This is a genomic window from Arachidicoccus sp., from assembly GCF_050436765.1.
Taxonomy (GTDB): Bacteria; Bacteroidota; Bacteroidia; order Chitinophagales; family Chitinophagaceae; genus Arachidicoccus.
Window position 1 is genome coordinate 9893 of sequence record NZ_JBNQGD010000227.1, and the last position, 24716, is coordinate 34608.

At 36.8% G+C, this 24716-nt stretch carries 22 protein-coding genes and 1 pseudogene; 12 read left to right on the forward strand and 11 right to left on the reverse strand.

What is annotated here, in order from left to right; translation table 11 throughout:
- Nucleotides 1-331, forward strand: a pseudogene (locus tag ACQR30_RS10020) (4-hydroxyphenylpyruvate dioxygenase); the annotation flags it as partial.
- Nucleotides 332-540: 209 nt separating this feature from the next.
- On the opposite strand, the gene ACQR30_RS10025 reads toward ACQR30_RS10020, so the two are convergent.
- The 3 genes from ACQR30_RS10025 to ACQR30_RS10035 all read right to left on the reverse strand — a co-directional run bounded on the left by ACQR30_RS10025 (nucleotide 541) and on the right by ACQR30_RS10035 (nucleotide 3307).
- Nucleotides 541-2088 carry an FAD-dependent monooxygenase gene (locus ACQR30_RS10025; protein WP_429734601.1) on the reverse strand — a complete coding sequence of 516 codons (1548 nt, stop codon included), beginning with the start codon at nucleotides 2086-2088 and terminating at the stop codon, nucleotides 541-543.
- Nucleotides 2089-2276: 188 nt separating this feature from the next.
- Nucleotides 2277-2972, reverse strand: coding sequence for a hypothetical protein (locus ACQR30_RS10030; protein ID WP_429734602.1), 696 nt, complete (start codon nucleotides 2970-2972; stop codon nucleotides 2277-2279).
- Nucleotides 2973-3049: 77 nt separating this feature from the next.
- Nucleotides 3050-3307, reverse strand: a complete 258-nt coding sequence (locus tag ACQR30_RS10035; RefSeq protein WP_429734604.1) for a DUF4372 domain-containing protein — start codon at nucleotides 3305-3307, stop codon at nucleotides 3050-3052.
- Between the two features lie 312 nt (nucleotides 3308-3619).
- On the opposite strand from ACQR30_RS10035, the gene ACQR30_RS10040 reads away from it, so the two are divergent.
- Nucleotides 3620-3925, forward strand: coding sequence for a helix-turn-helix domain-containing protein (locus ACQR30_RS10040; RefSeq protein ID WP_429734606.1), 306 nt, complete (start codon nucleotides 3620-3622; stop codon nucleotides 3923-3925).
- A complete protein-coding gene (locus tag ACQR30_RS10045; protein WP_429734607.1) occupies nucleotides 3922-5151 on the forward strand; it encodes a type II toxin-antitoxin system HipA family toxin in 1230 nt (409 codons plus the stop codon). Before ACQR30_RS10040 ends, ACQR30_RS10045 begins: the two co-directional genes overlap by 4 nt.
- A gap of 430 nt (nucleotides 5152-5581) precedes the next feature.
- Here ACQR30_RS10045 and ACQR30_RS10050 read toward each other — a convergent pair whose 3' ends face one another.
- The 3 genes from ACQR30_RS10050 to ACQR30_RS10060 are packed head-to-tail and all read right to left on the reverse strand — an operon-like array spanning nucleotide 5582 to nucleotide 11248.
- On the reverse strand, nucleotides 5582-8734 hold the full coding sequence (locus tag ACQR30_RS10050) for an efflux RND transporter permease subunit (protein ID WP_429734609.1): 3153 nt from the start codon (nucleotides 8732-8734) through the stop codon (nucleotides 5582-5584).
- A 46-nt stretch (nucleotides 8735-8780) separates the two neighbouring features.
- Nucleotides 8781-9908: an efflux RND transporter periplasmic adaptor subunit gene (locus ACQR30_RS10055; RefSeq protein WP_429734611.1), complete on the reverse strand. Its 1128-nt coding sequence runs from the start codon at nucleotides 9906-9908 to the stop codon at nucleotides 8781-8783.
- Nucleotides 9909-9931: 23 nt separating this feature from the next.
- A complete protein-coding gene (locus ACQR30_RS10060) occupies nucleotides 9932-11248 on the reverse strand; it encodes a TolC family protein (RefSeq protein ID WP_429734613.1) in 1317 nt (438 codons plus the stop codon).
- Between the two features lie 372 nt (nucleotides 11249-11620).
- Here ACQR30_RS10060 and ACQR30_RS10065 point away from each other — a divergent pair, with 372 nt between their 5' ends.
- On the forward strand, nucleotides 11621-12343 hold the full coding sequence (locus ACQR30_RS10065) for a glycoside hydrolase family 25 protein (protein ID WP_429734616.1): 723 nt from the start codon (nucleotides 11621-11623) through the stop codon (nucleotides 12341-12343).
- A 48-nt stretch (nucleotides 12344-12391) separates the two neighbouring features.
- On the opposite strand, the gene ACQR30_RS10070 is transcribed toward ACQR30_RS10065, so the two are convergent.
- Together ACQR30_RS10070 and ACQR30_RS10075 are read right to left on the reverse strand one after the other, a co-directional pair.
- Nucleotides 12392-13126, reverse strand: a complete 735-nt coding sequence (locus ACQR30_RS10070; RefSeq protein WP_429734618.1) for a DUF4290 domain-containing protein — start codon at nucleotides 13124-13126, stop codon at nucleotides 12392-12394.
- A gap of 116 nt (nucleotides 13127-13242) precedes the next feature.
- Nucleotides 13243-13731: a YajQ family cyclic di-GMP-binding protein gene (locus ACQR30_RS10075; RefSeq protein WP_429734620.1), complete on the reverse strand. Its 489-nt coding sequence runs from the start codon at nucleotides 13729-13731 to the stop codon at nucleotides 13243-13245.
- A gap of 130 nt (nucleotides 13732-13861) precedes the next feature.
- Here ACQR30_RS10075 and ACQR30_RS10080 point away from each other — a divergent pair, with 130 nt between their 5' ends.
- From ACQR30_RS10080 to ACQR30_RS10090, 3 genes are read left to right on the forward strand one after another with little or no spacing between them, the layout of a single operon-like run.
- Nucleotides 13862-14389 carry a KdsC family phosphatase gene (locus tag ACQR30_RS10080; RefSeq protein ID WP_429734622.1) on the forward strand — a complete coding sequence of 176 codons (528 nt, stop codon included), beginning with the start codon at nucleotides 13862-13864 and terminating at the stop codon, nucleotides 14387-14389.
- Between the two features lie 11 nt (nucleotides 14390-14400).
- Nucleotides 14401-15327, forward strand: a complete 927-nt coding sequence (locus ACQR30_RS10085) for a geranylgeranylglycerol-phosphate geranylgeranyltransferase (protein WP_429734624.1) — start codon at nucleotides 14401-14403, stop codon at nucleotides 15325-15327.
- Nucleotides 15328-15334: 7 nt separating this feature from the next.
- A complete protein-coding gene (locus ACQR30_RS10090; RefSeq protein ID WP_429734626.1) occupies nucleotides 15335-15892 on the forward strand; it encodes a Maf family protein in 558 nt (185 codons plus the stop codon).
- A gap of 5 nt (nucleotides 15893-15897) precedes the next feature.
- Here ACQR30_RS10090 and ACQR30_RS10095 read toward each other — a convergent pair whose 3' ends face one another.
- The 3 genes from ACQR30_RS10095 to ACQR30_RS10105 all read right to left on the reverse strand — a co-directional run bounded on the left by ACQR30_RS10095 (nucleotide 15898) and on the right by ACQR30_RS10105 (nucleotide 19485).
- A complete protein-coding gene (locus tag ACQR30_RS10095) occupies nucleotides 15898-18270 on the reverse strand; it encodes an AsmA-like C-terminal region-containing protein (RefSeq protein WP_429734628.1) in 2373 nt (790 codons plus the stop codon).
- A gap of 111 nt (nucleotides 18271-18381) precedes the next feature.
- Nucleotides 18382-18732 (reverse strand): ArsC family reductase, encoded by a 351-nt coding sequence (locus tag ACQR30_RS10100; RefSeq protein WP_429734630.1) that lies wholly within the window; start codon nucleotides 18730-18732, stop codon nucleotides 18382-18384.
- 33 nt (nucleotides 18733-18765) lie between these two features.
- A complete protein-coding gene (locus ACQR30_RS10105; protein ID WP_429734632.1) occupies nucleotides 18766-19485 on the reverse strand; it encodes a pyridoxine 5'-phosphate synthase in 720 nt (239 codons plus the stop codon).
- A 127-nt stretch (nucleotides 19486-19612) separates the two neighbouring features.
- Here ACQR30_RS10105 and ACQR30_RS10110 point away from each other — a divergent pair, with 127 nt between their 5' ends.
- Genes ACQR30_RS10110 through rnr form a run of 5 tightly spaced genes read left to right on the forward strand, consistent with a single transcriptional unit; the run spans nucleotide 19613 to nucleotide 24699 of the window.
- Nucleotides 19613-20428, forward strand: coding sequence for a DUF3822 family protein (locus ACQR30_RS10110; RefSeq protein ID WP_429734634.1), 816 nt, complete (start codon nucleotides 19613-19615; stop codon nucleotides 20426-20428).
- Nucleotides 20428-20970 (forward strand): RsmD family RNA methyltransferase, encoded by a 543-nt coding sequence (locus tag ACQR30_RS10115; protein ID WP_429734636.1) that lies wholly within the window; start codon nucleotides 20428-20430, stop codon nucleotides 20968-20970. The genes ACQR30_RS10110 and ACQR30_RS10115 overlap by 1 nt, the downstream gene beginning before the upstream one ends.
- A gap of 6 nt (nucleotides 20971-20976) precedes the next feature.
- Entirely contained in the window at nucleotides 20977-21561 is a 585-nt protein-coding gene (locus ACQR30_RS10120; protein ID WP_429734638.1) for a 5-formyltetrahydrofolate cyclo-ligase, read from the forward strand.
- Nucleotides 21551-22618, forward strand: a complete 1068-nt coding sequence (gene lpxK / locus ACQR30_RS10125) for a tetraacyldisaccharide 4'-kinase (protein ID WP_429734640.1) — start codon at nucleotides 21551-21553, stop codon at nucleotides 22616-22618. The genes ACQR30_RS10120 and lpxK overlap by 11 nt, the downstream gene beginning before the upstream one ends.
- An 8-nt stretch (nucleotides 22619-22626) precedes the next feature.
- Nucleotides 22627-24699 carry a ribonuclease R gene (gene rnr, locus ACQR30_RS10130; protein WP_429734642.1) on the forward strand — a complete coding sequence of 691 codons (2073 nt, stop codon included), beginning with the start codon at nucleotides 22627-22629 and terminating at the stop codon, nucleotides 24697-24699.
- The last annotated feature ends 17 nt before the right edge of the window (nucleotides 24700-24716 follow it).

Here is a 24716-nt window from a genome sequence, read left to right on the forward strand (position 1 = left end):
AGCTACACACGATATTGTAAAAACAGTAACCGATTTAAAGTCACGCGGCGTAGAATTTTTGAGCGCTCCTCCAAAAACTTATTATGAACAGTTAAGTAAACGAGTTGGTAAAATCGACGAAGACATCGCACCATTAGAAAAATTGGGTATCTTGGTAGATAGTGATGAAGAGGGTTATCTGTTACAAATATTTACAAAGCCGGTAGAAGACCGCCCTACCCTCTTTTTCGAAATTATTCAACGTAAAGGAGCACAAAGTTTTGGTGCAGGCAACTTCAAAGCACTATTTGAAGCAATAGAAAGGGAGCAGGAATTAAGAGGAAATTTATAAACTTCAGCGCAAACCAATTCATCGTTTTTAACCTAGATTGGAGGTAGTTAGAGAATGACCAACTCAAATGATAAAAATCGACGACTTTTGCAGTCGTCGATTTTTATCATTTTCCTTATTGGAATATCTTACAACAAGAAAACTGCGCAATTTTTTTTACATCCGAATATTTTGTGCCTTACATCCCATTCACATCAAAACGATGGCGTTTACGCCACATCATATAAAAACATTTTTATAAATTGCTGAAAGTCTCCGTCATTAAAAGATTCACTGAGATAGGCAATATAATTATCTGGCCTGATCAAACAAACAAAGCAGGAGGTAAAACCTACTTTTCTAAGCACCTGTTCATTAAAATTATTATGCTCTATTTCTACTTCAAGAATAGATGGATGATTAAAATTTGGTCTGGAAATATTAAAATAAAAAAGCAATAAAGGCAACAGTGAATTATCACGGATCAAATGAAAAACCGAGATACTTTTTCCTGCAACCAAAAGATTAAAATAGGGGAAACGCATCCCGGCCTTCAATTTTCCACATTTACCTTTTGCTAGGGAAGAGTCCAAATAATTGATTTCAACTTGCGAAGCCAATAAAAAAAACCTTCGTCTCAACGCCTTTATCCTCAATAGTACTGGGGCGACAGTCGGAGCGATATACTGACGCATCAAAGCATTGAACCACTGGTCTTGTGACATCAAGGAGAAAAGCCTATCGGTCGTCCTCAATAAATTTTCTGCAACCGGATTCCGCTCTTCATGATAGGTTGAAAGCAAATTCGGTTTGGCTTTTTGTTGTATGACCATCGCCAGTTTCCAAGCCAAATTATATGCATCTTGCAGACCGGTATTCATTCCTTGTCCACCAGCTGGGCTATGCACATGGGCAGCATCTCCACAAAAAAAAAGATTACCTATATTGAAAGCCTTTACTTTCTTATGATGCAATTTGTAAGTAGAATACCATTGCGTTTCATAAAAACCTAAATCCATCCCGGCATCTTTATCTACTTGCTGACTTACGTCCTGATAAGTAATCTCCTTTTTATGATAATATTCCTTAGGCAAAATTCCGATGGCTCTATAACGCTTTTCACCTAGCATCGGAAAAAACAAATTAAAGGTATCTCTCGCGACAAAGAAGTTTAAACTGCTTCTGCAAATATTTGCGTGAATATGCGTATCGGCCACATAAAAGACGTGTTCATAAGTACCTCCTGTAAAGGGCATAAGGGCTTGCATACGCAAAGCACTGTTACCTCCATCACAAGCAATTAAATATTGCGCCTCTATTTCCACTGTATTATTCTCTTTTTTTAAAGAGACTATAAAACCTTCCCCCTCTTTTCGATAAGCAATAAACTCCGTATTCCATTCAACTTCTTGCTGATTTTTCCTCAAATAATTGTACAACAAAAGCTCATTTTTACTCTGTTCGTAAATCAATAAAAAATCAAACTGAGTAATATCTGAACCAAAATTCTTAAAAGACGCGTGAGATATTTTTCTACCATTTCGCCAAAAACACAAGCCATCGGTTTTTATAGCATCGGACAAAATTTCATCCGACAAATTTAATTGTTCATAAATTTCCATACTTTTCGCCTGTACCACTACCGCTCTGGATTCATTGGTGGGTGCTGCTTTTTTGTCTACAATTAAAAAATCAATATTAAAACGCAGCAGTTGAGCAGCCATCATGAGACCCGTAGGACCTGCACCACAAATAACAACCGGATAACTTGTTTGCATAATGATAATTTATGTAATAAAATTACACATTGTTTCTAAAAGAAATTAACTCTTTCAAAAACAGCCCCCTTACAAATTACTTCTTTTCCTTCTTACCAAACTGTCTCGGAAAGTAAGAAACAGTGAACATAAAGTAATGCTACAATACATTTTGTGTGCCGACTGTGAGCGAATTGATATTCCCATAATTAATGATGCTCACATATGGCGCTGGAGTTCGAAGAGGTGCTATGATTGTAATTAACATTACTTCCAACGTTTAATCTCTTTGTACAATTTACACTGGCGCTAAAGCTGGTAGTCAAAGTAGCATTTTTAAAGTTATATTTATTGACTTCAGATTTTGAATGATAAAAATTTCCCGATTGATTTGCGCTCAAGTTTAAAATATCTCCGTAGGTATAATACACATTCAGATAAGAGTTATTATTAAAACTATTAGACAAATTAAATACACCATTTACATAAGACGGGCTTTTAGAGACCGAGAAATTAGTATTTCCTCTTAGCTGCAATTGATTTTTTTGAAACTTAAAAGATTTTTGAAAACTACCTGCGACAGACACGCCTTTAACACCGTCGCCTACATTAACGAGATAACCAATACGCTTGCCACTATTATCGTAATAACTGCTGTCGATAATATTATCATCCGTTTTGTAGACGGATATATTTAAGCCATAACCAAAATCATTTCTGGAATGCTGCGTATTATGATTAAAATTGAAAGCTATATTTTGCCTGCGGTAAGGTTTCAAATTTACATTGCCTTGTTGCAGAGAATAAGCGTCGGAGCTATCTGCCAGCGGCGTTAGCTGTTCCGCCGAAAGGATAGTCAACGGTATTGTGGTATCGCAGATTAAATTTGTCCGAGTAATCTCCATATTGATAATCGTTTATAGCTGATACTTGCAGAGGGCACAAACCCATGAAATTCTTTGTCTAAGTTTTGAAAGGAATGCTACACATTTCGCTGGTTAGAAGATTGCACTTTGGGAGAAAATCTAATATTAAAATACTTGTTGTAACGATTCACTAAATCCTTGTAAAAACTTTTACTAATAGTAAGCGATTGGCCAAAAGCCATACATAAAACCTGTTTCCAACAAGTGAATTTTTGCGCCTTGTAGTCTCCAGAATGCCGATCTACAATGGTTTTGAACGATCTTGGTGAAATTAAGGCGATGATTTGACTAAATATATATTTACATGAATGCATAACCTTATGATTATCATAAAATTATATTTTTTTGGTTAATTCAATTTCAAATCGTTGCAGACACAAAATCTCCTGTAACTCAATCATATCAATATTTTCAAAGAACTAAATTTATAAACAACACAACGTTAGTGATATAATATTTCTTCAAAATATTTAAAAGCATTCTAATATAAAATAATATTTCTGAAATTTTGCAGTGTAATTAGGCGTTAATTTGACCCTGCGTGTCACATCTCTTGTAATAATTCCGTATATTTGTAATACAATAATATTATTTATTGCTGAATCATTATAATAAGTACTACTATTATGTTATTTATTTCCTTGGCTAAAGTTCAAAAAAAACTTGTCGATAATATTCGTGAAAGACGTTTGCAAATGGAGCTCACACAGGAAGGTTTGGCTGAAAGATCGGGTGTTCCTTTACCAACTCTAAGGAAATTTGAACAAAAAGGTTTGATTTCTTTGGATTCATTTCTAAAATTGCTTTCAGTTGTTGGTGGAGTAGAAGAAATGATTGATGCTTTAAAACCAAGGGAGCAGAGTTTTAAATCTATTGATGATGTACTAAAATCAGAGGAAAAACCAATTAAAAAACGAGGAAACAGAAAATGAAAATAGACATCAAAGAAATAAAAGTAGGATTGAATTTCGGTTCTGGAATTCAACCAGTTGGACGTTTGGCAATTCATAATGGCATCATCTATTTTCAATACGATGAAGAATTTCTGCAAACCGATTTAGAAATTTCACCTATAAAACTTCCTTTACAACGAGATGTAATAGCGCTTCCAAGAGATCCTTTCGAAGGTCTCGCTGGTGTCTTCAATGATAGTTTGCCCGATGGCTGGGGAAGATTACTTTTTGACCGTTTACTTCGCTCGGAAGGAATTTCTCCATCGGATATTTCACCACTTGATCGTCTAGGGTATGTGGGGTTGCATGGTATGGGGGCGTTAGTTTATGAGCCGGGCCAGAGTCCAAGTAGTAGTAATGAAATGATTGATTTGGATTTGTTGGCAACCCAAACTGAAGGAGTTTTGCAAGGTGATTCAGAAGAAGTGATTGCAGAACTTTTAGCTTTGAATGGATCTTCTGCTGGAGCTAGACCAAAAGCATTGATTGGCGTTGATGTAGAAAGAAAAAATATATCTTACGGAGCGAATTTGTTAAGCGATGGTTTTGAATCTTGGATAGTGAAATTTCCAAACTCGTTAGATGGGAAAGATGCGGGTGCAATAGAATACATTTACGCCCTAATGGCAGTAGATGCTGGAATTAAAATGCCTGATGTGCATTTGTTTCCGTCCCAGAAAAGGAATGGCTATTTTGCAGTTAATCGTTTTGATAGAGAAGGAAATAAGCGTCTCCATATGCATACAGTCAGTGGACTTGTTCACAGTAATTTTAGGTTTCCGTCTCTTGATTATGAAGATTTATTATCATTGACAGGTGTTTTGACCAAAGATATTCGAGAGGTAGAAAAAATGTTTCGGTTAGCAGTTTTCAATGTTATGGCACACAATAGAGACGACCATGCTAAGAATTTTTCGTTTTTGATGAATGAATTTGGTGAATGGAAATTATCGCCCGCTTATGATCTTACTTTCTCCAATGGGCCAGGTGGCGAACAAAGTACTATGGTAATGGGAGAAGGACGAAATATAACCGTCAAACATCTGACTAAATTAGGAAGGGAAGCCAAACTATCAAAAGAATTCATAGAGAATGTCATCGAGCAAACAATTACTGCAATTAGTAAATGGCCAAATCTATCAAAAGATTTTGAAGTTAGCAAATCCAATAGAGAATTAATAAGTAGATTAATTAAAACATTTTAATAGAAAATTTGAGCTATACTTGTTGGTGTACAGGCAAAATATATCAATTATCACAGGCTCAATCGGGAGTTGTTAATTGTTTGATTATCTTAACTGTAAGATAAAACCCTTTATTCATAGGTGTTTGTCAAGACGAAATTCTTGTGAAAATGTAGAAAATAAAGATGTTGCAGCATCTTAATCTTGTACCACTTTTGTACACCTTGAGCTACGTAAACCTGCATTAATAAACGCTTCTTTAGATTCCGTATCGGGAAATAACTACCTATCGAAAGCATAGGTCATTCTTTCTTTTAATACTATGCTTCTTAATGTCAGAATAAGAATTTCACAACTAGAGTTGAGCGATTCAATTAATCGTTATTTGCTCAGAAGAAAGCCCTGCAATCTGGCGACGACAGGGCTTTATAAATATGATGAACCAGACTGTTTAATCAGTTAATTCAACTTTAACTTTTTTACGCTTACTCAATTTCGTAATAAACACGAACCAGACCGGAACGACAAAAATGGCGAGCGACGTGGCCGCAAACATACCGCCGAGAACCGTCCAACCAATCGTTTGGCGCGATACAGATGCTGCACCTTCGGCAAATGCTAATGGCATTACTCCTAAGATAAAAGCCAGCGATGTCATGATAATCGGCCGCAGCCTTATTTGCACCGCATGTAGCGTCGCTTCAATAATATCCCGCCCCTGATGTACGCCTTCATTAGCAAACTCGACAATTAATATGGCATTTTTTGCCGCCAGCCCAATAATGGTAATCATACCAATCTGTGCGTAAATATTATTGGTCAAATGAGGTATTAAAGTCAATGTAAGTATTGCGCCAAACAAACCAATTGGCACGGCAAACAAAATAGAGAAAGGTACACTCCAGCTTTCATATAATGCAGCCAAAAACAAAAAGACAAAAACAATAGAGGCAATAAATACGTATAAAGTACTCGAGCCCGCCGAAATTTCTTCTCTTGTCATTCCAGAAAATTCGTACCCATAACCTGAAGGCAAATATTTGGCAGCTACTTCTTTCAAGGCTTCAATTGCCTGACCACTACTATACCCCGGAGCTGCACCACCTGTAATGGCAATCGAGCGGTAAATATTGTAGTGAGAGATTACAGAAGGGTTTTCGATCAATTGAATCGAGTCTATTAAAGAGCCTACCGGTACCATACCACCAAGGGAATTTCTTACATAAAATTGATTTAAGTCAGCAGGAGAACTTCTAAAAGAACTATCGGCCATAGCCACTACTCTAAAGTTTCTTCCATATAAATTAAAATCATTGATGTAGGAACTTCCGAGCAATGTGGACATGGTACTGTAAACATCACTAACGTTCACGCCCATTTTCTCCGCTTTGTCTCTATTAACATCTACCTGATAAGCTGGTGTGTGTGGATTAAAGTAAGTAAATGCACCGGCAATTTCTTTTCTTTTATTTACTTGCGCAACAAAGTTTTGCGCTACTTTTTCGAACTTCTGTATATCATCTGTACTGCTTGTTTGCTCTAACTGCAAATTAAAACCAGATGTCGCTCCTAAACCACTGATGGCCGGCGGACCTATGGCGCGTATGGAGGCCTCTTTAATGTTGGCAGTACGTTTATTTATCTCAGCGATTACGCCCTTTAATTTATCTTTATCCGCAGTTCGTTCCGACCAGTCTTTCAAATGGACAAAAACGGTTCCTGCATTTGATTTACTAGAACCATCTGCAATATTCAAACCAGCCAAACCTCCTGCTACATTTACTGCCGGAATAGTTTGTAAGGAATCTAATATCCGATTCAACATCGCCACACTCCGTGTAGTTGATGTCCCTTCAGGCATTACATAAGTAACATATAAACGACCCTCGTCTTCTTGCGGAATAAACTCTGTTGGCTTTGTTTTAAATAAGAAAATAAGTCCTACCACTAAAACCACCATCATTCCAATAACCAATGGTGTATTTCTAATCCATCTAGAGACAGATTTCACATAACTATTCGTAACCTTCCCAAACCAACGATTGAATCGGGCAAAAAATTTATCTAAAAGATTTTTGTTATTCGCTTTTTCTTTATGCGGTTTCAACAACAAGCTACATAAGGCAGGCGTTAAAGAAAGCGCAATGAATGCCGAAATAATTACAGAAACCGCAATTGTAATAGCAAACTGTTGATACAATTTTCCAGAAATTCCCGGCACGAAACTTACGGGAACAAATACCGCCGCCAGAATTAAGGCAATAGCTACTACCGGTCCCGAGATATCATTCATCGCTTTTTTGGTAGCATCTTTAGGAGATATTTTTTCAGAATCAATATAATGTTGGACCGCTTCGACCACCACGATAGCATCATCCACCACAATACCAATCGCTAAGACAAAGGCGAATAAGGTAAGCGTATTGATAGAAAATCCAAGTGGAATAAAGAAGATAAATGTACCTATTAATGATACAGGGATTGCCAATAATGGAATGATGGTCGCCCGAATGTTTTGCAAAAACAAAAATACTACCAATACTACTAGAGTCAACGCCTCAATAAATGTTATTAAAACCTCATGAATAGAGGCTTTTACAACCGTAGCGGATTCTGATGGAATCGCAAAATCCACATCTTTGGGAAATGTTTTTTTCAGAGTCGCCAATTCCTTCATGATACCATCATAAGTACTTAAGGCATTTGCCCCCGGTGCCAAATAGATAATAAAAAAAGCAGAAGGTTTACCATCTAGAACATAGGCATTATTTGAGTAAGTATATTTACCTAACTCTACGCGCGCCACATCTTTTAATCGAATTAAACTTCCATCGGTAGGATTGGTGCGCACAATAATATCCTTAAATTGATCAACAGTATTAAGCCGTCCATTTGTCAATATAGTATATTCAAAAGCTTGCTGATGAGGCTGTGGTGTCGCACCAAAAGTACCTGCTGCAACTTCTAAGTTTTGATTCGCAATTGCGCTAGTCACATCAGTTGGTGACATATTTAACGCGGCTAATTTTGTTGGATCAAGCCAAACACGCATACTAAAATTATCCCCATAAACTTTTGCGTCGCCCACCCCCGGCACACGCAAGATAGCAGGCTCTAGATATATATTCGTAAAGTTGCCCAAAAAGTTAGCGTCATGGGTACCATGAGGAGAATACATCGCCAAAACCATCATCATATCCGGATTTCTTTTCCGCACCGTTACACCAATTCTTTTTACAGCATCTGGCAAGGTGGGTAATGCTACATTGACTCTATTTTGTACATCTACCGAAGCAATATCGACATTCGTACCAATCCCATAGTTCACAGAAATACTACTTGAACCATCCCCGGTACTGTTACTTGTCATGTAGGTCATTCCCGGTGTGCCATTAATCTGTGTTTCAATAGGAGTCGTTGTAGTTTCTTCCACCGTTTTGGCATCAGCGCCAGTAAAGTTAGCCGTTACCGAAACCGTTGGCGGCGTAATATCCGGATATTGTGATATGGGTAATAAAAAAATGGAAATTATACCCACCAGAACTATCACAATTGAAATAACAATTGCTGTAATTGGCCGTTTAATAAAAGTATCTGCTATCATTCTTTAGTAATTATTTTATGTGTAAACCCTTCAGGCTTACCCGCAATTATTTTTGTGAGCCAGAATTTTGTGTCGTAGTAATTGTAGAACCTTCATGTAGTTTTTGCTGGCCTTCGACCACTATTTCTTGTCCGACATTTAATCCACCGGCAATAATAACATTGGAACCAATTGTTTGGCCAATTTGTACTTTTTGTTGGGTAACCTTACTACTGTCGCCTACTAAGTAAACAAAGAATTCACCTAATTGTTCTGTCAAGGCCTTAGCAGGAATAAGTATAGATTTATTGCCAGAATTATTTTTAACACGCACAATATTACTCATTCCGGGCTTTAATAAATTGTCCTTATTATCAAAACTCAAACGAATTTTAATCGTTCCCGTTGTCTGATCCACGGCACGGTCAATTGAAGCAATATGACCACTTTCCGGATATACATCTGTCCCGAAAACAATCGTGAAAAGGCTGTCATCATTCACCTTCGTTCTTAACTGTTCAAAACGGTAAAGTTGTGATTGATCAATATTAAAATCTACAGCAATAGGATTATTGGTAGAAATAGTATTAAGTACCGTTTGGCCCGCCACAACTGCCGTACCTACTTGCACATTTGAAATGCCAATAGAACCGCTAAAAGGCGCATAGATCGTCGAGAATTGTACATTCGCATTTACCGCGTTTACTGCAGCCTTAGCCGCAGCAACCTGCTTCTGAGCCGTTAGCAATGCAGCATCAGCATAATCCACTTGTTGTTTCGCAATGGCATCTTGTTTATCCAATTCGTGGTAACGTTCTGCATCCTTTTGCGCCTTGGTTAAATTAGCCTTTTGAACTTCCAATTGAGCCACAGCATTTTGATAATTTGCATCATACACCTGTGCGTCAATAGCATAAAGTTTTTGGCCCTTTTCAACATTTTGACCATCTTTAAAATAAATACCTTTTATATAACCATTCACTTGAGAAGTAAGCGCGATCTGCTTAAAAGCTGTAACCGTACCCGGATATTCTTCAAAGTACTGCGCGTTTGCCGATCTCACTGTGTCTACGGAAACGTAAACAGCAGGATTAGCCTGCAGGCTGGCTGTTTTATTATTTTGAGAGCTACAAGAAGCAAACAAAACGAGAAGAGAGGCACCTGTTATTTTTCGTATATTTTCGAATGACATCATTACTGGCATTTTTATTTTTTATTTTAGTTTTGAATTTCTCCCAATGCTTTTTGAACATCTAATTTATCGCTCAAAAGCTGGTACAATGCATTGGCAAAATTTATTTGTGAAGAGCGCAAATCAGTTTCCGCAGTTACTACATCTAAATAGGTTTTTACACCTGCTTTATATTGTAACGATAATGTTTGATAGACATCTAGTGCCAGGGCAAGATTTTCTTTTAAGGCAAAGTAATTGGCATAATCTCCTTTATAAACAGCCATAGCGTTTTGATATTCTGCATTAACAGCATTCACCATATTTGTTTTGCTTAATTCCGTAATATTTATTTGCAATTTTGCCTGATTGATAGATTCTTTTCGCTTCCCGCCTTGAAAAATAGGCAATCCCAATTGCAGACCAACAAAAGAGTTGGGGAAATTTCGATTATATAATTGTCCAAATTGGTCGTTCATAAAATTTAAATTGTAACTGGCTACGGCAGAAATAGTCGGCAAATAACTCCATTTTTGATATTTAAGATTGGCCAGTTGCAATTGCTCTTGCGTTTGCAATTGTTGATATTCTATTCTGTTTCTAAAATCAACTTCAGTCGAGGTGTCGATCATAGCCGTTTGCTCCAATTTAGATGTATCTGAGCTTATTAATAAAGGTCGGTCCATGGGATATCCCATCAACTGTTTCAAATACGCATATTTCGCTTTTAATAATTCTTTGGAAGATTGTTCTTGTGCTACAGAGTTATTAAGAGAAATAGTCGCTCGTTTATAATCAATTTTATCTACCACGCCAGCATTATATTGACTCGTGGCATCTTTCAAACTTCTTTTCAAACGTAAAATATCTTCATTTAAAACATTAATTTGTTGTTGTGTCAAAAGCACATCATAATATGCTTTACTCACACCTACAGCCACATCTATTTTCTCTGCCTTGGTATCTTGTTTTGCGGCCTTCATGACCATATTTTTTGTTTGGGAAGCCAATAATGCGTCACGATTAAAGATGTTTTGGGTAAGCCCAAACTGCACAGCAGAATTGTTGGTTAATCCGGCGTTTTTTATTTGTCCCCCCACTACACTCCTTGGTAACTGAAAATCATGTTGTACAGTTCCGTTCACCCCTATTTGAGGATACCAATCGTCTAATTTAGACTTTATTTCACTACTGGTTAATGCCTCATATACTACCGATTGCTGCAACAAAGGATAATGCTGTAAAGCATAGCTAACGCAAGCTTCCACCGAAACACTATCCGAGATAATACTGTCACGTTCCTGCGACCTTCCCGTAGTGAAGCAAAAAAGAAAACAGCTAATTAAATAAATATATTTTTTCATTTGTAGAAATTCTCCTGATTTTTCAAACAAAGTCCCCTAAATACTTGTGCAAAAAAATTATATAAACTAACTGCACTATTTTGAGAGATCTTTCAATCTAAAATAAATAATGTTTAAACAACGTTATTACATGAAACAACAGTTGGCAGTCGCAAAACTACAAGTAATAATATTAAAAATCAAACAGTTGTTTAATTTTTGACCAAAAAAAGTTTTTTTTAACAAAATGAAGAAGATCTTAAAACATTCCCTTTCAATCAATTTTTATCCTAATAATTCAGGATATTTGTTCTCCTAGTGAACGCTGTTATGCCAAAAAAAAGAAAGAAGAGGAAAAAAAGGACAATATGGAATTTTCTAATAGGTGCTTTTTTGCTCCTTATTTTATTCTCCCTCGCAGAGTTTATAATTTCATTAAGGAAAAATGAACCGGCACATTTTGTTTACTACAAAGACTTTGGCATAGACATCCCGCAGAATTTACCCTTGCATGGCATCGATGTAAGTAGCCATCAGGGTATTATAAAATGGCCAGAGGTAAAAGCGATGCAGGAGGAAAATGTACAAATAGATTTTATTTTTATTAAAGCCACAGAAGGCCTTTGTAATACGGATAAACAGTTTAAAATCAATTGGCAAGAAGCCGGAACTCAAGGATTCGTAAGGGGCGCTTATCACTTTTTTATTGCAACAAAAAGCGGTAAAGCACAAGCAAAGAACTTCATTAAAAATGTAAAACTATCAGCTGGTGATTTACCTCCTATAGTAGATGTAGAGCAGCTATATGGTACTTCTCCAAAAATGATGCAAAAAGAACTGAAAGATTATCTTTCGATAGTTGAAGCGTATTATAATGTCAAGCCTATAATTTATAGCTATGCAACTTTTTACGATAATTTCTTAGCAGCAAATTTTGACCACTATCCCTTGTGGGTTGCACATTATTTAGAAGAAAACAGGCCAAAGGTAAAACGTCATTGGGATTTTTGGCAACATAGCGAAAACGCTCATATATATGGGATCCAAGGCAATGTAGATTTTAATGTTTTTGGCGGAGACACCACCGCCTTTAAAAGATTACTTATAAAAAAATAAGGAGCCTAAAAATTTAGACTCCTTAATGTCATTTAAAACTTAAAAATTTTAGTACCGCTTTTTAAAGCCTGTACCGCGGTTGTTATTGTTATTGTTATTGTTGTTACGGCCGCCATTATTATTGCCGCCGCCATTACCACCCCGATTTCCATTGTTGCTCCGGCCATTTCCAACACCCGTGCGAGAACCATTATTGGTTCGGCCACCAAAGTTCTTACGCCCATTATTCGGTTTGAAATCTTCGCGTTCTTTACGTACAGAAGGAATGTTGTCTACAGAAAGCTGTCCGCCCGAAATGGCATCCAATTCCACCTGAATCGCCTGATCCGATACCATTTCTTTATGCCAATTATTATAGGATAATTTCATATAATAAGCAATAGAGTTTGCAAAACCCTGTTTCTTTTCATCGTTCGTTTCAGCCAAAGCCTTCTCAACGACTCTCTCAATATTTTTACCTAAATGCCTTTTTTTCGGATATCGCTTAGGATAAGGGAGCGGATCGGGCTTTACTTTATAAGTTTCTTTGGTTGGAATGGGGTAAGGGCTATCAACATCTAAACTAAAACCACTCATATAATAAAGATGATCCCAAAGTTTGTGGCGAAAATCCTCCACGTTTTTCAGATGCGGATTCAAAAAGCCCATTAGCTCAATTAAAATACTGGCTTGTTCCTGTCTTTTTGTTTTATCCTCAATGGTCAGTAGATAATTCACCATCTTTTGAATATGTCGACCATATTCTTTCATGCTCAGGAGTGAGCGTTCGGTATTGTATTCCATATATAATATAAAGTGCGAAAATAGGCTATTTATTTTAATACCTGAAGAAGATTTATAAACAAGGGCGCATCAACGCATAAAAGTTTCTGACACCAATATTTTTAACGTGAGGAGATTCACTTCATATTCACAAAACTCAAAGGTAATTTTAGATCCGAGGATCTCAAAAGAGCTATCACTTCTTGCAAATCATCAATTTTCTTCCCCGTAACGCGCACAATATCATCCATTATTTGTGCCTGCACTTTTATTCCGCTGTCTTTTATCTGCTTCACGATTTTTTTCGCATCGTCCTGTTGCAATCCATTTTGTACCGGCACCTCCTTTTTTATCACTTTTCCGCTCGGATAGGCATCCTTTTCAAAGTTAAAAGCGGAAGCATCTATCCCTTGTTTCATCGAACGGCTAATAATCACATCAATCAACTGTTTCATCTTCATATCACTTTCTACTTCCAGACTTACTACAAAATTCTTTTTATCTAATTCAATATTTACAGGAGAGTTTTTAAAATCATAACGACCCGATATCTCCTTTCTTACGGTGTTTATAGCATTGTCCAAAGTTTGCACATCTACTTTACAGGCAATATCAAATGAGGGCATAATCTTTTCTTTTTATTTTTAAAACCAAATTCTTATTTCCCAAAAATACACATTTATTTTTTTATATAACATACTGTAACCGCAGTTTCATCTTTTATTTTCTACTTTTGTTTAATCCTAAAATACTATTATGAATGCATTGGAACTATTTAAAAAAGTAAAAGCTTTTGTTTTTGACATTGACGGCGTTTTGACCAACGGCGATGTATTGATATTGCCGGACGAACACTTAATCATGGCGCGTAGTATGAATACTAAAGACGGTTATGCTATTCAAATGGCCATTAAGCAGGGATTTTCGGTAGCAATTATCTCAGGAGGAAAAGAATCCGGGGCAGAAAAAAGGCTGGAATATTTAGGCATTCAACATATTTTCATGGGCATTAGTGATAAGAAAAAATGCTTTGACGACTATTTGCAGAAATCGGGACTTCAACAAGACTCGGTATTGTATATGGGAGACGACATTCCTGATTTCGAGGTGATGCAAACCGCAGGTATTAGAACTTGCCCTGCAGATGCCGTTACCGAAATAAAAAATCTCGCGCAATATATATCCTCTTTTAAAGGTGGTAGCGGTTGCGTGCGTGATGTAATTGAGAAGACCTTGAAATTGCAAGGTCACTGGCCTCTGCATACCACCGTAAAAACAATTTAAACCAATAAATAATGCGCGCGTTTTTAAGATTAATACGCTGGCCAAATCTAATTTTCATTTTTCTCACACAATTGCTGTTTGAGTATTGCATTATCTTACCTGCTTTTAATCAAGCTCATACCGTTCCTAACTTAGGAGGTGTATACATTTTTTTACTTGCATTGTCCTCCATGTTGGTAGCTGCAGGAGGCAATATCATCAACGATTATTTTGATGTAAACATTGATCAAATCAACAAACCCGAAAAAATAATTATTGGTAAATATATACATCGGCACTGGGCCATTTTATTTCATACATTATTTAGTGGTTTCGGAATCGCACTAGGCTTTTGGATAGATTACAAAGCCCATACTTATCTACTTGGCTTTACCAATTTTCTTTGCGTAACGCTATTATTTATTTATTCAATGGTGCTTAAAAGGAAGCCTTTATCGGGTAATGTGGTTATTGCATTGCTAACAGCATGGACAGTTTTGGTGGTAACATTTGGCGAAAGTAGCCAGCTAATAAAATTAGGTAATGCTATTAATGCCAGTAAAATTACCCGACTTACACTTTTATACGCCGGTTTTGCATTCATAATTTCTTTGGTACGAGAGATGGTGAAAGACATGGAAGACATTGGGGGAGATAGCCGTTATAATTGTCGCACGTTTCCAATTTTGTTCGGGCTGAATGCAGCTAAAATTTATTCAGCTACCTGGCTGATTATTTTAATTGTCCTGCTTTGCATCATGCCGTTTTATGTGCTGCAATATGGTTGGTGGGTAAGTGCCCTTTATTGCATTTTATTTATTTTAGCGCCTAGTATTAAAATCTTGAACAGATTATTCAAAGCTAGTACCAGCAAACAATTCCACGCCTTAAGTAGTGCTATAAAATGGGTAATGTTCTCCGGTATACTATCAATGATTTTTCTTTTATTAAAAAAATAGACTCAGCATGCAGCCGCTCATACTAGCCTCTAAATCTCCACGCAGAAAACAACTTTTAGAATGGGCAGAAATACCTTTTGAAGTTATTACCCAAGAAACAGAGGAGAGTTTCCCAAAGACAATAACAATAGAAGAGGTGCCTATATTTATCGCAAGAAAAAAGGCGCAAGCGGTTGCTTTATTACATCCAAATCAAATAATCTTAGCCGCCGATACTATCGTTACTATTGATAAAGAAGTGATTGGCAAACCAAGAGATAAAGAAGAAGCCATAAAAACACTACAAAAACTTTCAGGCAGAACACATCGCGTAATAACCGGCGTAATAATACAAAGAAGCGAAAAAGAGATTGCCTTTTCAGATATTACAGAAGTAACTTTTCACGAACTCAATGTAGAACAAATACGCTTTTATGTGGAAAAATATCAACCCTATGATAAAGCCGGAGCTTATGCTATTCAAGAGTGGATCGGAGTTATAGGCATAAAATCTATAAAAGGAGATTTTTACAATGTGATGGGCCTCCCGGTAAGCCGCGTGATTCAAGGACTACAGGATGTTTAAATAATCTACTTCCCGTCCTCATAATCACTTTTCTGTGGTGCCTTCTTAAGTGGATCCCAAACGATTTTTACAGTACCGTCGTTCGCATCGCGCGCACGCAAGTGCACCACCACCCCTTTACTCTTTTTCGGAGCAAGCCCCTTTTCTTTTCTTTCTAAGGTTCTTTCAGGATTTCGTAGTGGAATAGCAATTCCGATATCTGTGCCTTTGCCAACTGCATAAACTCCCTGTACATTCATAATAATAGCATTGGAAGCAATATCCATTGGAGGAATTTTTATTTTCCCTTCCGAGAAAGAAAGGTCATTCTTTATAGTTTTAAACGATATTCTATCGAAGTTCCTATTTTTAAAAATGAATTTTTGAATCGATTTTAAAGGCGCGAAATTTAATAACTGCCCATTATCTAATTCAAAGTTTACCTTCCCTATCAAAGAATTTTTAACCAATGAAGCATCGCCGTTGAGCTGCCCATTCATAACAATCTTCGACGAGAACTGTCCTTTAATATTTTTTGACGTTATCGTATTTTGCCCAAAGTTTCCAAAGTCATTAAAGAGTCTGCCTACCTCTACATCTTCGACGTTCGCTTTTAAAGAGAAAAGAATCACATCGCTATCGGGACTAAATGAGCCCGCTGCCGCAATGCTCCCTCCAGCAAATTGAACTTTACCATTTTGCAAATAAATTTTCTTTTGGGAGATGCCAACATCCCCCTGTAAATTTTTAGCCGTAAACCTTTTATACCTAAGTTTATCCACCTTCAAATGGAGCTGCATGTTACTTTGCTGCATCAAATTTTGCAATCGATCATTCATTTTCTGTACCTCTATATTACGGCTTTTAGTGCCAGCTTTCTTGTTTTGCGACAACAGGCCTGTAAACTCATCCAACTGTAACTGAGTGCTATAAATATTCCATACAAAGTTTACCTTTTGTGGATCCTGAAAATAAAAGTTCATGAAATCCGCCGCGATTCCGCTAATTGCGATATCACTCTCTCCAGCGGTCAAACTCGTATTGACAATATTCAAATCATTGCCATTGAAGACTAGATTGACATCTCCTTTATCGAAATGAATATTATGAGGCAAATAAACAAAACCCGCATTACTAATATGTACTTTGCCAAACAAAGAGTGTCCTTGGGTGTCTTGGGCAGCAATGCCCCCATGATAAGCTAAGTCTAAATTGACATTGCCTGTATGAAACAAGAAAGTATTATCAAAAATATTATTCAATTTTTCAACCGGGAAGGAAGACTGTACGTTAAAATTAAGTAATGGGTGCAAAAGATTGAATAATCGGACACTGTCTGCTTTGAAGGGAATTGTCAAATAGGAACCAGTAAGTGAATCCAGAACGATCTGCGTGTTATCATCACCGTGACCATCGGGAGGTAAAACATTATTGTAAAAAAAACCTGTAAAACTTGCATTCTGCACTTGGCCAAAAGGTAACGTAAAATCATTTGCTGTAACCTTCCAATGCGCATGTACAATTGGCGTATCAGGGTATTTAAAATAACCCATTAAGCCAACTTGCAATTCAATAGGCTTTTTTAAATCAAACTTACGTAAAGTATATTGTATCGTTGGGGTTAAATAGGAAACACCCTCTTTAAATCCAATCCTATTAATCTTTAAGTTAATGACATATTTTATAGGCTTTTCTGCAAAATAAAAAACAGCGTCAGTTATAAATTTACCTCCGTTAATATTAATGGGTTGCTGCTTTAGCCGCAGTACTTTTGTACGCTTATTGAAAGTAAAATGAAAATCAGCATGTACTTCTTTATCAACCAGATATCCTCCTTTTTTCAAATTGAACCCCAATTCATTCACGTGTATTTTAGCATTTGCATCAATATACATATTCTCTAAATCGGAATGCAAATCACCATCAATATGTTGCAATAAGAATTGTATTTTTTTATGGCGAGGAACCTGTTCAAAAAGAAAAGCTACATTATCAATACTAAAATCTTCAAAATCTAAATGAGATTTTTGATTATTTTTTTTGAATTTATTTTTAGGTTTGAGTAAGTACGCATTAGTATACCCATTTGCCAATGTAAATAGATGAAAATATCCACCAGCCAAAGTCACTTTTAGTATTCTCGGACTTTGGGTTAGAAGAGAAACAATATTTATTTTGATAAAAATAGACCGTACATTCAATAGCTTTCTGTGGTAAACACTATAGGAGCTATCCGTTAAAGTTACGCCCTTTAGCTCAACAGCGACATTAGGAAAGCCCCTCAGCAGAACAACATTCATATCATCAATATGAAAGTTGCCATCTACATTCTCACTTACTTCTGCAGATATTTTTTGCAGTAATTCAGACTTATGCGCGTGTATATACCAAGAAGCCATTAACCACGCAGCAATATTTAATGCAAAAATTATGAGCAGCGAAAAGAGACAAACTTTCCCCCATTTAGGTATTTTCTTTAATAGATTTTTGATAAAAATTAAGCTTTAATCTTACCATTCCATAGATCCATATATGTCATCTTCAAAGCCAAGCGCAATTATTTTATTATCTTTTTCTATTAACGGCCTTTTTATTACGCTGGTTTTTTCAACCATTAATGTAATCGCCTTTGCTTCAGAAGTTATATCATTTTTAACGCTATCGTCCAAGATGCGCCAAGTTGTCCCTTTTTTATTCACCAGCTTTTGCCAACCCACCTGCAAACTCCACTCCCTTAATTTCGCCTTTGTGATGCCGTCTTTTTTATAGTCATGAAACCGATATTCTACTTTATGATTATCCAAAAAAGTTAAGGCTTTTTTTACTGTATTGCAGTTCTTTATTCCGTAAACAAGATACATTTTAATAATAATTTGAAGGTAAAAAAGGTAGAACTATTCTGCCAATTGTCTTTTATACATCTGTATTGCGTTTTCAAAACCCAAATACAAAGCATCACAAATTAACGCATGGCCAATCGACACTTCGTCTAAATAGGGTATATTTTGCTTGAAGAATTTTAGGTTTCGCAAGTCCAGGTCATGCCCCGCATTGACTCCGAGCCCCAATTCGTGAGCCTTTCTAGCCGCAGCTATATATTTCTCAACAGATTTTTCTTTGTTCTTTAAATACTCTGTCGCGAAACTTTCGGTATACAACTCTACTCTATCCGTACCTGTTTCCTTGGCTCCTGTGATCATTTCGACTATTGAATCGACAAAAATGCTCACCCTAATATTTTCTTTTTGAAAAACGCTTACAATTTCTTTTAAATAGCCTTTGTTGGCTACGGTGTCCCAACCATGATTACTTGTAATCTGCCCCAAAGCGTCCGGGACCAAAGTCACCTGGTCGGGCCGCGTTTCCAATACCAAATCCACAAATTTCTGCTCACGGCAATTACCTTCAATATTAAATTCCGTGGTAATTATTTTTTTTATTTCTCGCACATCACTGTAACGAATATGCCGTTCATCTGGCCGGGGATGGACAGTAATCCCCTCCGCACCAAAACGTTGGGCATCAATCGCCGCTCTCGTTACATCAGGATTATTACCTCCCCGGCTGTTTCGCAAAACAGCCACCTTATTAATATTTACGCTTAATTTCGTCATCGCCCTTTTCTTACTTATTTACAAAAAATACATAATCAAAACCTTATGCACCATTTCTATATTTTATCAAAGTTAAACAAATATTAGTCATTCAGGTTTCGTAACATTGCAAACAGAATGCCTAATTATGATTCAAAAAACTTTTGAAATACTTCACGAGCCAGCACCACTTTTTCGCCTGGTTTTAGAAGTAGGTGAAATGCAATTAGTAGTTACCACACAAAATGAAGAGAATACTCCCGGTAAAAATTTTGAATTTTTCTCTTTTGGGAAAAAGGATAATTTTGAAAATGTATTGAACGAGATAAGGGAGCAATCGTCACTATTAGACAAGAAATACCAACAAGTAAAGATTGTATGGTCTAATTCATTGGCGCAATGTGTGCCTTCTGCCGTTTTCTCAGAGGAGATAGCAGAGGCAGTTTATCAAAATCTAAAAAATGGCTTAACAGACAATAAAAACCTTTTGTGTAAGAACAGTTCAATTACGCTGCCTTATTTGGTAAACAGACACCAATTTGAGGTATTAGCCAGTCATTTTATAGATGCAGAATACACCCACAAATATTTAGAAATAATCAATCACTTTGAAAATTTTTCCTCGTCGGAAAAAACAGTCATTTTAGTTGTTTTTTACCAAGGGCATTTTATTATTTGCGCCAAACAAAACAATCAACTACAATTCATAAATTCTTTAGATTTTTCTTCTGGAACCGATGCCGTTTATCATATTTTAAATGCAGTAAAACAGCTAAATGCTGAGATCAGCGAGACCAGAGTCATTTTATCAGGACTAATAGATGGGGACTCCCCATTATTTAACGAAATATACAAATATGTCCCCATCATTGATGTAGATGCGGCTCAAAATGCGCTCTTTTTAAACAGCGACTTCAGCGAATATCCTTCGCATTATTTTGTACCATTTTTTAAATATGTATAATGAGAATTATTTCCGGAATACATGGTGGACGAAAAATAAAACCACCCGCCAAAATGCCACACACGCGCCCCACCACCGATATCGCGAAAGAAGGGTTGTTTAATATTTTGCAAAACAGAATGAGTTTTGAAGGCATAAAAACGCTCGACTTATTTGGCGGGACCGGATGTATCAGTTATGAGCTTGCATCGCGTGGTGCAGACAGCTTAACCATCATAGAGAAAGATAATATTATGCAGAATTTCATTCAACAAAATTTAGAAATGTTGAAGGTGGAAAATGCGCGCGTTTTAAGAATGGACGTTTTTCAATTTATAGAAAATTGCACCGACTCTTTCGATTTCATTTTTGCCGGACCGCCCTACGCTTTGGGCCCAATTGACGAAATACCGCGTATTATAATACAAAGAAACCTGATCGCTGAAAAGGGATTTTTTGTATTGGAACATACGCCAAGGAACAATTACAAAACATTTGACGGATTCAGCTTCCAGCGAAATTACGGCACAACGGTATTTTCCTTTTTTGAGCGGACAAAATAAAAATAGATGGAGCATATTAATTTCGATAAAACTTCATTAAGAAATACTTTTTTAGAAAAACGTAATGCCATTTCCCCCAAAGAAAAGTTGAAGTGGGACGATTTATTGTTGATACAATTTCAGCGCCTTTCCTTTTCAGATGTGCACACTTTGTTAAGTTTCTGGCCGATGCCACATAACAATGAACCAAATACAATTCTGTTCACCAATTATTTGCGACATACCATACCGGATTTAGAAATAACTTATCCAGTCAGCGATTTTGACAACTATACAATGCAAGCTGTTTCGATAAACGAAGGCACTATTTATCAGCAAAACAAATATCATATTATTGAGCCCCAAAATGGAGAAAACATTGAGGCGACAAGCATAGATCTCATTTTTGTTCCACTTTTAATATTTGACAATCATGGCTTTCGGGTAGGATATGGGAAGGGGTTTTATGATCGCTTTCTATCCACCTGCCGGGAAGATATTCTAAAAGTAGGTTTTAGTTATTTCCCCCCTGTGGAAAATATAAAAGATGTTCATAAATTTGATTTACCTTTAGATTATTGCATTACCACCGATTCGGTTTATGAATTTTAAAACATTTTTTCTTACATTTTTTCGGTTTCTTTTATTCCCCATATCAGTTTTATATGGTTGCATAATTCATTTTCGTAATTTTCTTTTCGACCGAAAAATACTGCGTTCAAAGTGTTTCAATTTCCCGATTATTTGCATTGGCAATCTCTCGGTTGGGGGCACCGGCAAAACGCCCATGGCAGAGTATCTACTCCTTTTATTGCAAGATAAATTTACGATTGCCACATTAAGTCGCGGTTATAAAAGAAAAACAAAAGGTTATTTGTTGGCAAATAAAAATACAACCAGCGACGAAATCGGTGACGAGCCAATGCAGTTTCATCAGAAGTTCCCCGAAGTTGCCGTTGCTGTTGGCGAAGACAGAATAAACGCCATTGAACAACTAATGAAAGAAGTACCTTCCACTGAAGCGCTTATCTTGGATGACGCCTTTCAACACCGAAAAGTGGAAGCGGGATTAAATATTCTACTCACAGATTATCAGCATCTTTTTACCAAAGATTATTTCTTGCCCATTGGTCAACTGCGCGACCAGAGGAGTTCTTACAAACGTGCACAGATAATTATTGTCACCAAGTGCCCGGCAGATTTATCTATCAGCGAAAAGAAAAAAATAGAAAGTTCCATCCACCTACAAAAAGGGCAAAGTTTATTTTTCACTTCCATCGCTTATGGCATCCCCTATCATATATTCGATAAAAAAGAACTACCTTTGGGCGTCGGACAACAGATTTTGCTCATTCACGGTATTGCCCGACCACAGATACTTCAAAAATACATTTCCCTATTTGATAACAACTTTAAGGAAATAATTTTTCCCGATCATCACGATTTTTCCCCTTCAGACATCAAAAAGGTAACAGAAAAATTCCTGTCAATGCCGTCTGAAAATAAAATAATGATTACCACAGAAAAGGATGCGGTAAAATTATTAGCGTTCAAAAACAAATTCCATCCTTTATCTTTATATATATTACCTATTCGTAACAATTTCCTTTTCGATCAAGAAAATGAATTCAATTCGATAGTGGAAAATTTCATTTCTCAATACAAATAAGCAACACAATGCCTAAAAAAAATATACCAAAATACAATAAAAAAAAATCTAGTAGATATATGCCCAAAAACAAATTGCAGGAAAGTCTGAAAGGAACACTCGACGTAACACGCAGCGGAATGGGTTATGTAATCATAGGATCAGAAAACGGCAAGGACATCATCGTACGGCCACAGGACATGGGCATAGCTTTGAATGGAGACACAGTACTTGTAAAAGTAATAAAGCAGAATGCCACAAGCGGCCGCAAGGAAGGTCGCATAACCGAAGTCTTAGAACGCAAACAAACAGAATTTATTGGCAGAATAAGTGTTTCTAATAATTTTGGATTTTTCGTCGCCTCCGGCGACAAGCCTATGCCGGATATTTATATCCCAAAAAATAAACTAAACAATGCGACCGACAACGAAAAGGTGTTGGTGCGATTAACTAAATGGGAAAGCACCGAAAAAAAGCCCGAAGGAGAAGTAATTTCTATCGTTAAGCCGGAGGATGAGAACAATTTTGCAATGAATGCTTTGCTTAAGGATAAAGGATTTACCATTGGCTTTAGCGAAGAAGTAATGCACGAATCCGACGCATTGCCTGAATCTATTTCTCAAGCAGAAATTGCTATAAGAAAAGATTTTAGAAAGACACTTACTTTTACAATCGACCCATTTGATGCCAAAGATTTCGACGATGCAGTTTCTATCAAAAAAGCCGGGAAAGGATTATATGAAATAGGGGTGCATATTGCAGACGTTAGTCATTATGTAAGGCCAAAAACTGAACTGGATGACGAAGCGTATAAGCGCGCGACATCAGTTTATTTACCCGATAGAGTCAACCCGATGTTGCCAGAACATATCTCCAACGTTTTATGTTCACTGCGACCAAACGAAGACAAGCTCACATTTTCAGCGGTGTTTATCATGACGGAAAAGGGAATCATAAAAGAACATTGGATTGGCAAAACGGCGATTCATTCTGATCGTCGATTTACTTACGAAGAAGTGCAGGAAATAATTGAAGGCAAACAGAGTGATTTGAAAGAAGAGGTTTTATTGTTAAACAAAATAGCACAGACCTTACGCAAAGAGCGTTTCTCAAAAGGTGCCATTAACTTCTCTTCTCAGGAAGTGAAATTCAAATTAGACGAAACAGGAAAGCCCATTGGCATCGAAATAAAAGAAAGCAAACCTGCCCATCAGTTAGTAGAAGAATTAATGTTGTTGGCTAATAAAACTGTCGCTGCTTACGCGTCAAAGGTGAAAGTAAAAGGCAAGGAAATTCCTTTTCCTTATCGCGTACACGATGAGCCTGATAAAGATAAATTTACTGCCTTTGTTCCATTTGCACTCAAATACGGTTATGAATTCGATACAAGTTCTCCGGAAAAAATTGCACATAGTTTTAATGAGATGCTAAACAAAGCACATGGCAATCCCGAACAACATATATTAGAGCAACTGGGTATACGTACGATGGCCAAAGCCATCTATACCAGTGAAAATATTGGACACTATGGTTTGGGTTTCGAAGATTATTGTCACTTTACCTCTCCTATCCGCCGCTATCCAGATGTAATGGTACACCGGATTATTGAAAGTTGTTTGTCAGAGCACCCAATAGTAGATAAGGAAATGGAAGAAAAATGCAGGCATTGTAGCGATCGGGAACGCGCAGCGATGGAATGCGAACGCGCAGGTAATAAATATAAACAGGTGGAATATATGCAGCAATTCCTGGGCGAAGAATTTGAGGGTATTATCAGTGGCGTAGCGGATTTTGGGTTCTGGGTGGAAACAATTGACCAAAAATGTGAAGGCCTTGTAAGTATACAAAGTTTAAATTTCTACGACGATTTCCGCTCAATTGAAGGAGAATATATGTTAGTTGGTACTCGTTCCGGACGTAAATTTAGAATGGGCGATAAGGTCTGGATAAAAGTAGTTTCCGCTAATTTGGACAAACGCCAACTAGATTACGAATGGATTCTAAAGCCAGGTGCAGAACGGCCTAACACGATTGAAAAACCTTTACCCAAGAAGACAAAGAAAAAAGGAACCAGTAAGGTAAGCCAGAAAAAGGAAAAGTAGATTTTAGGGTTACTATA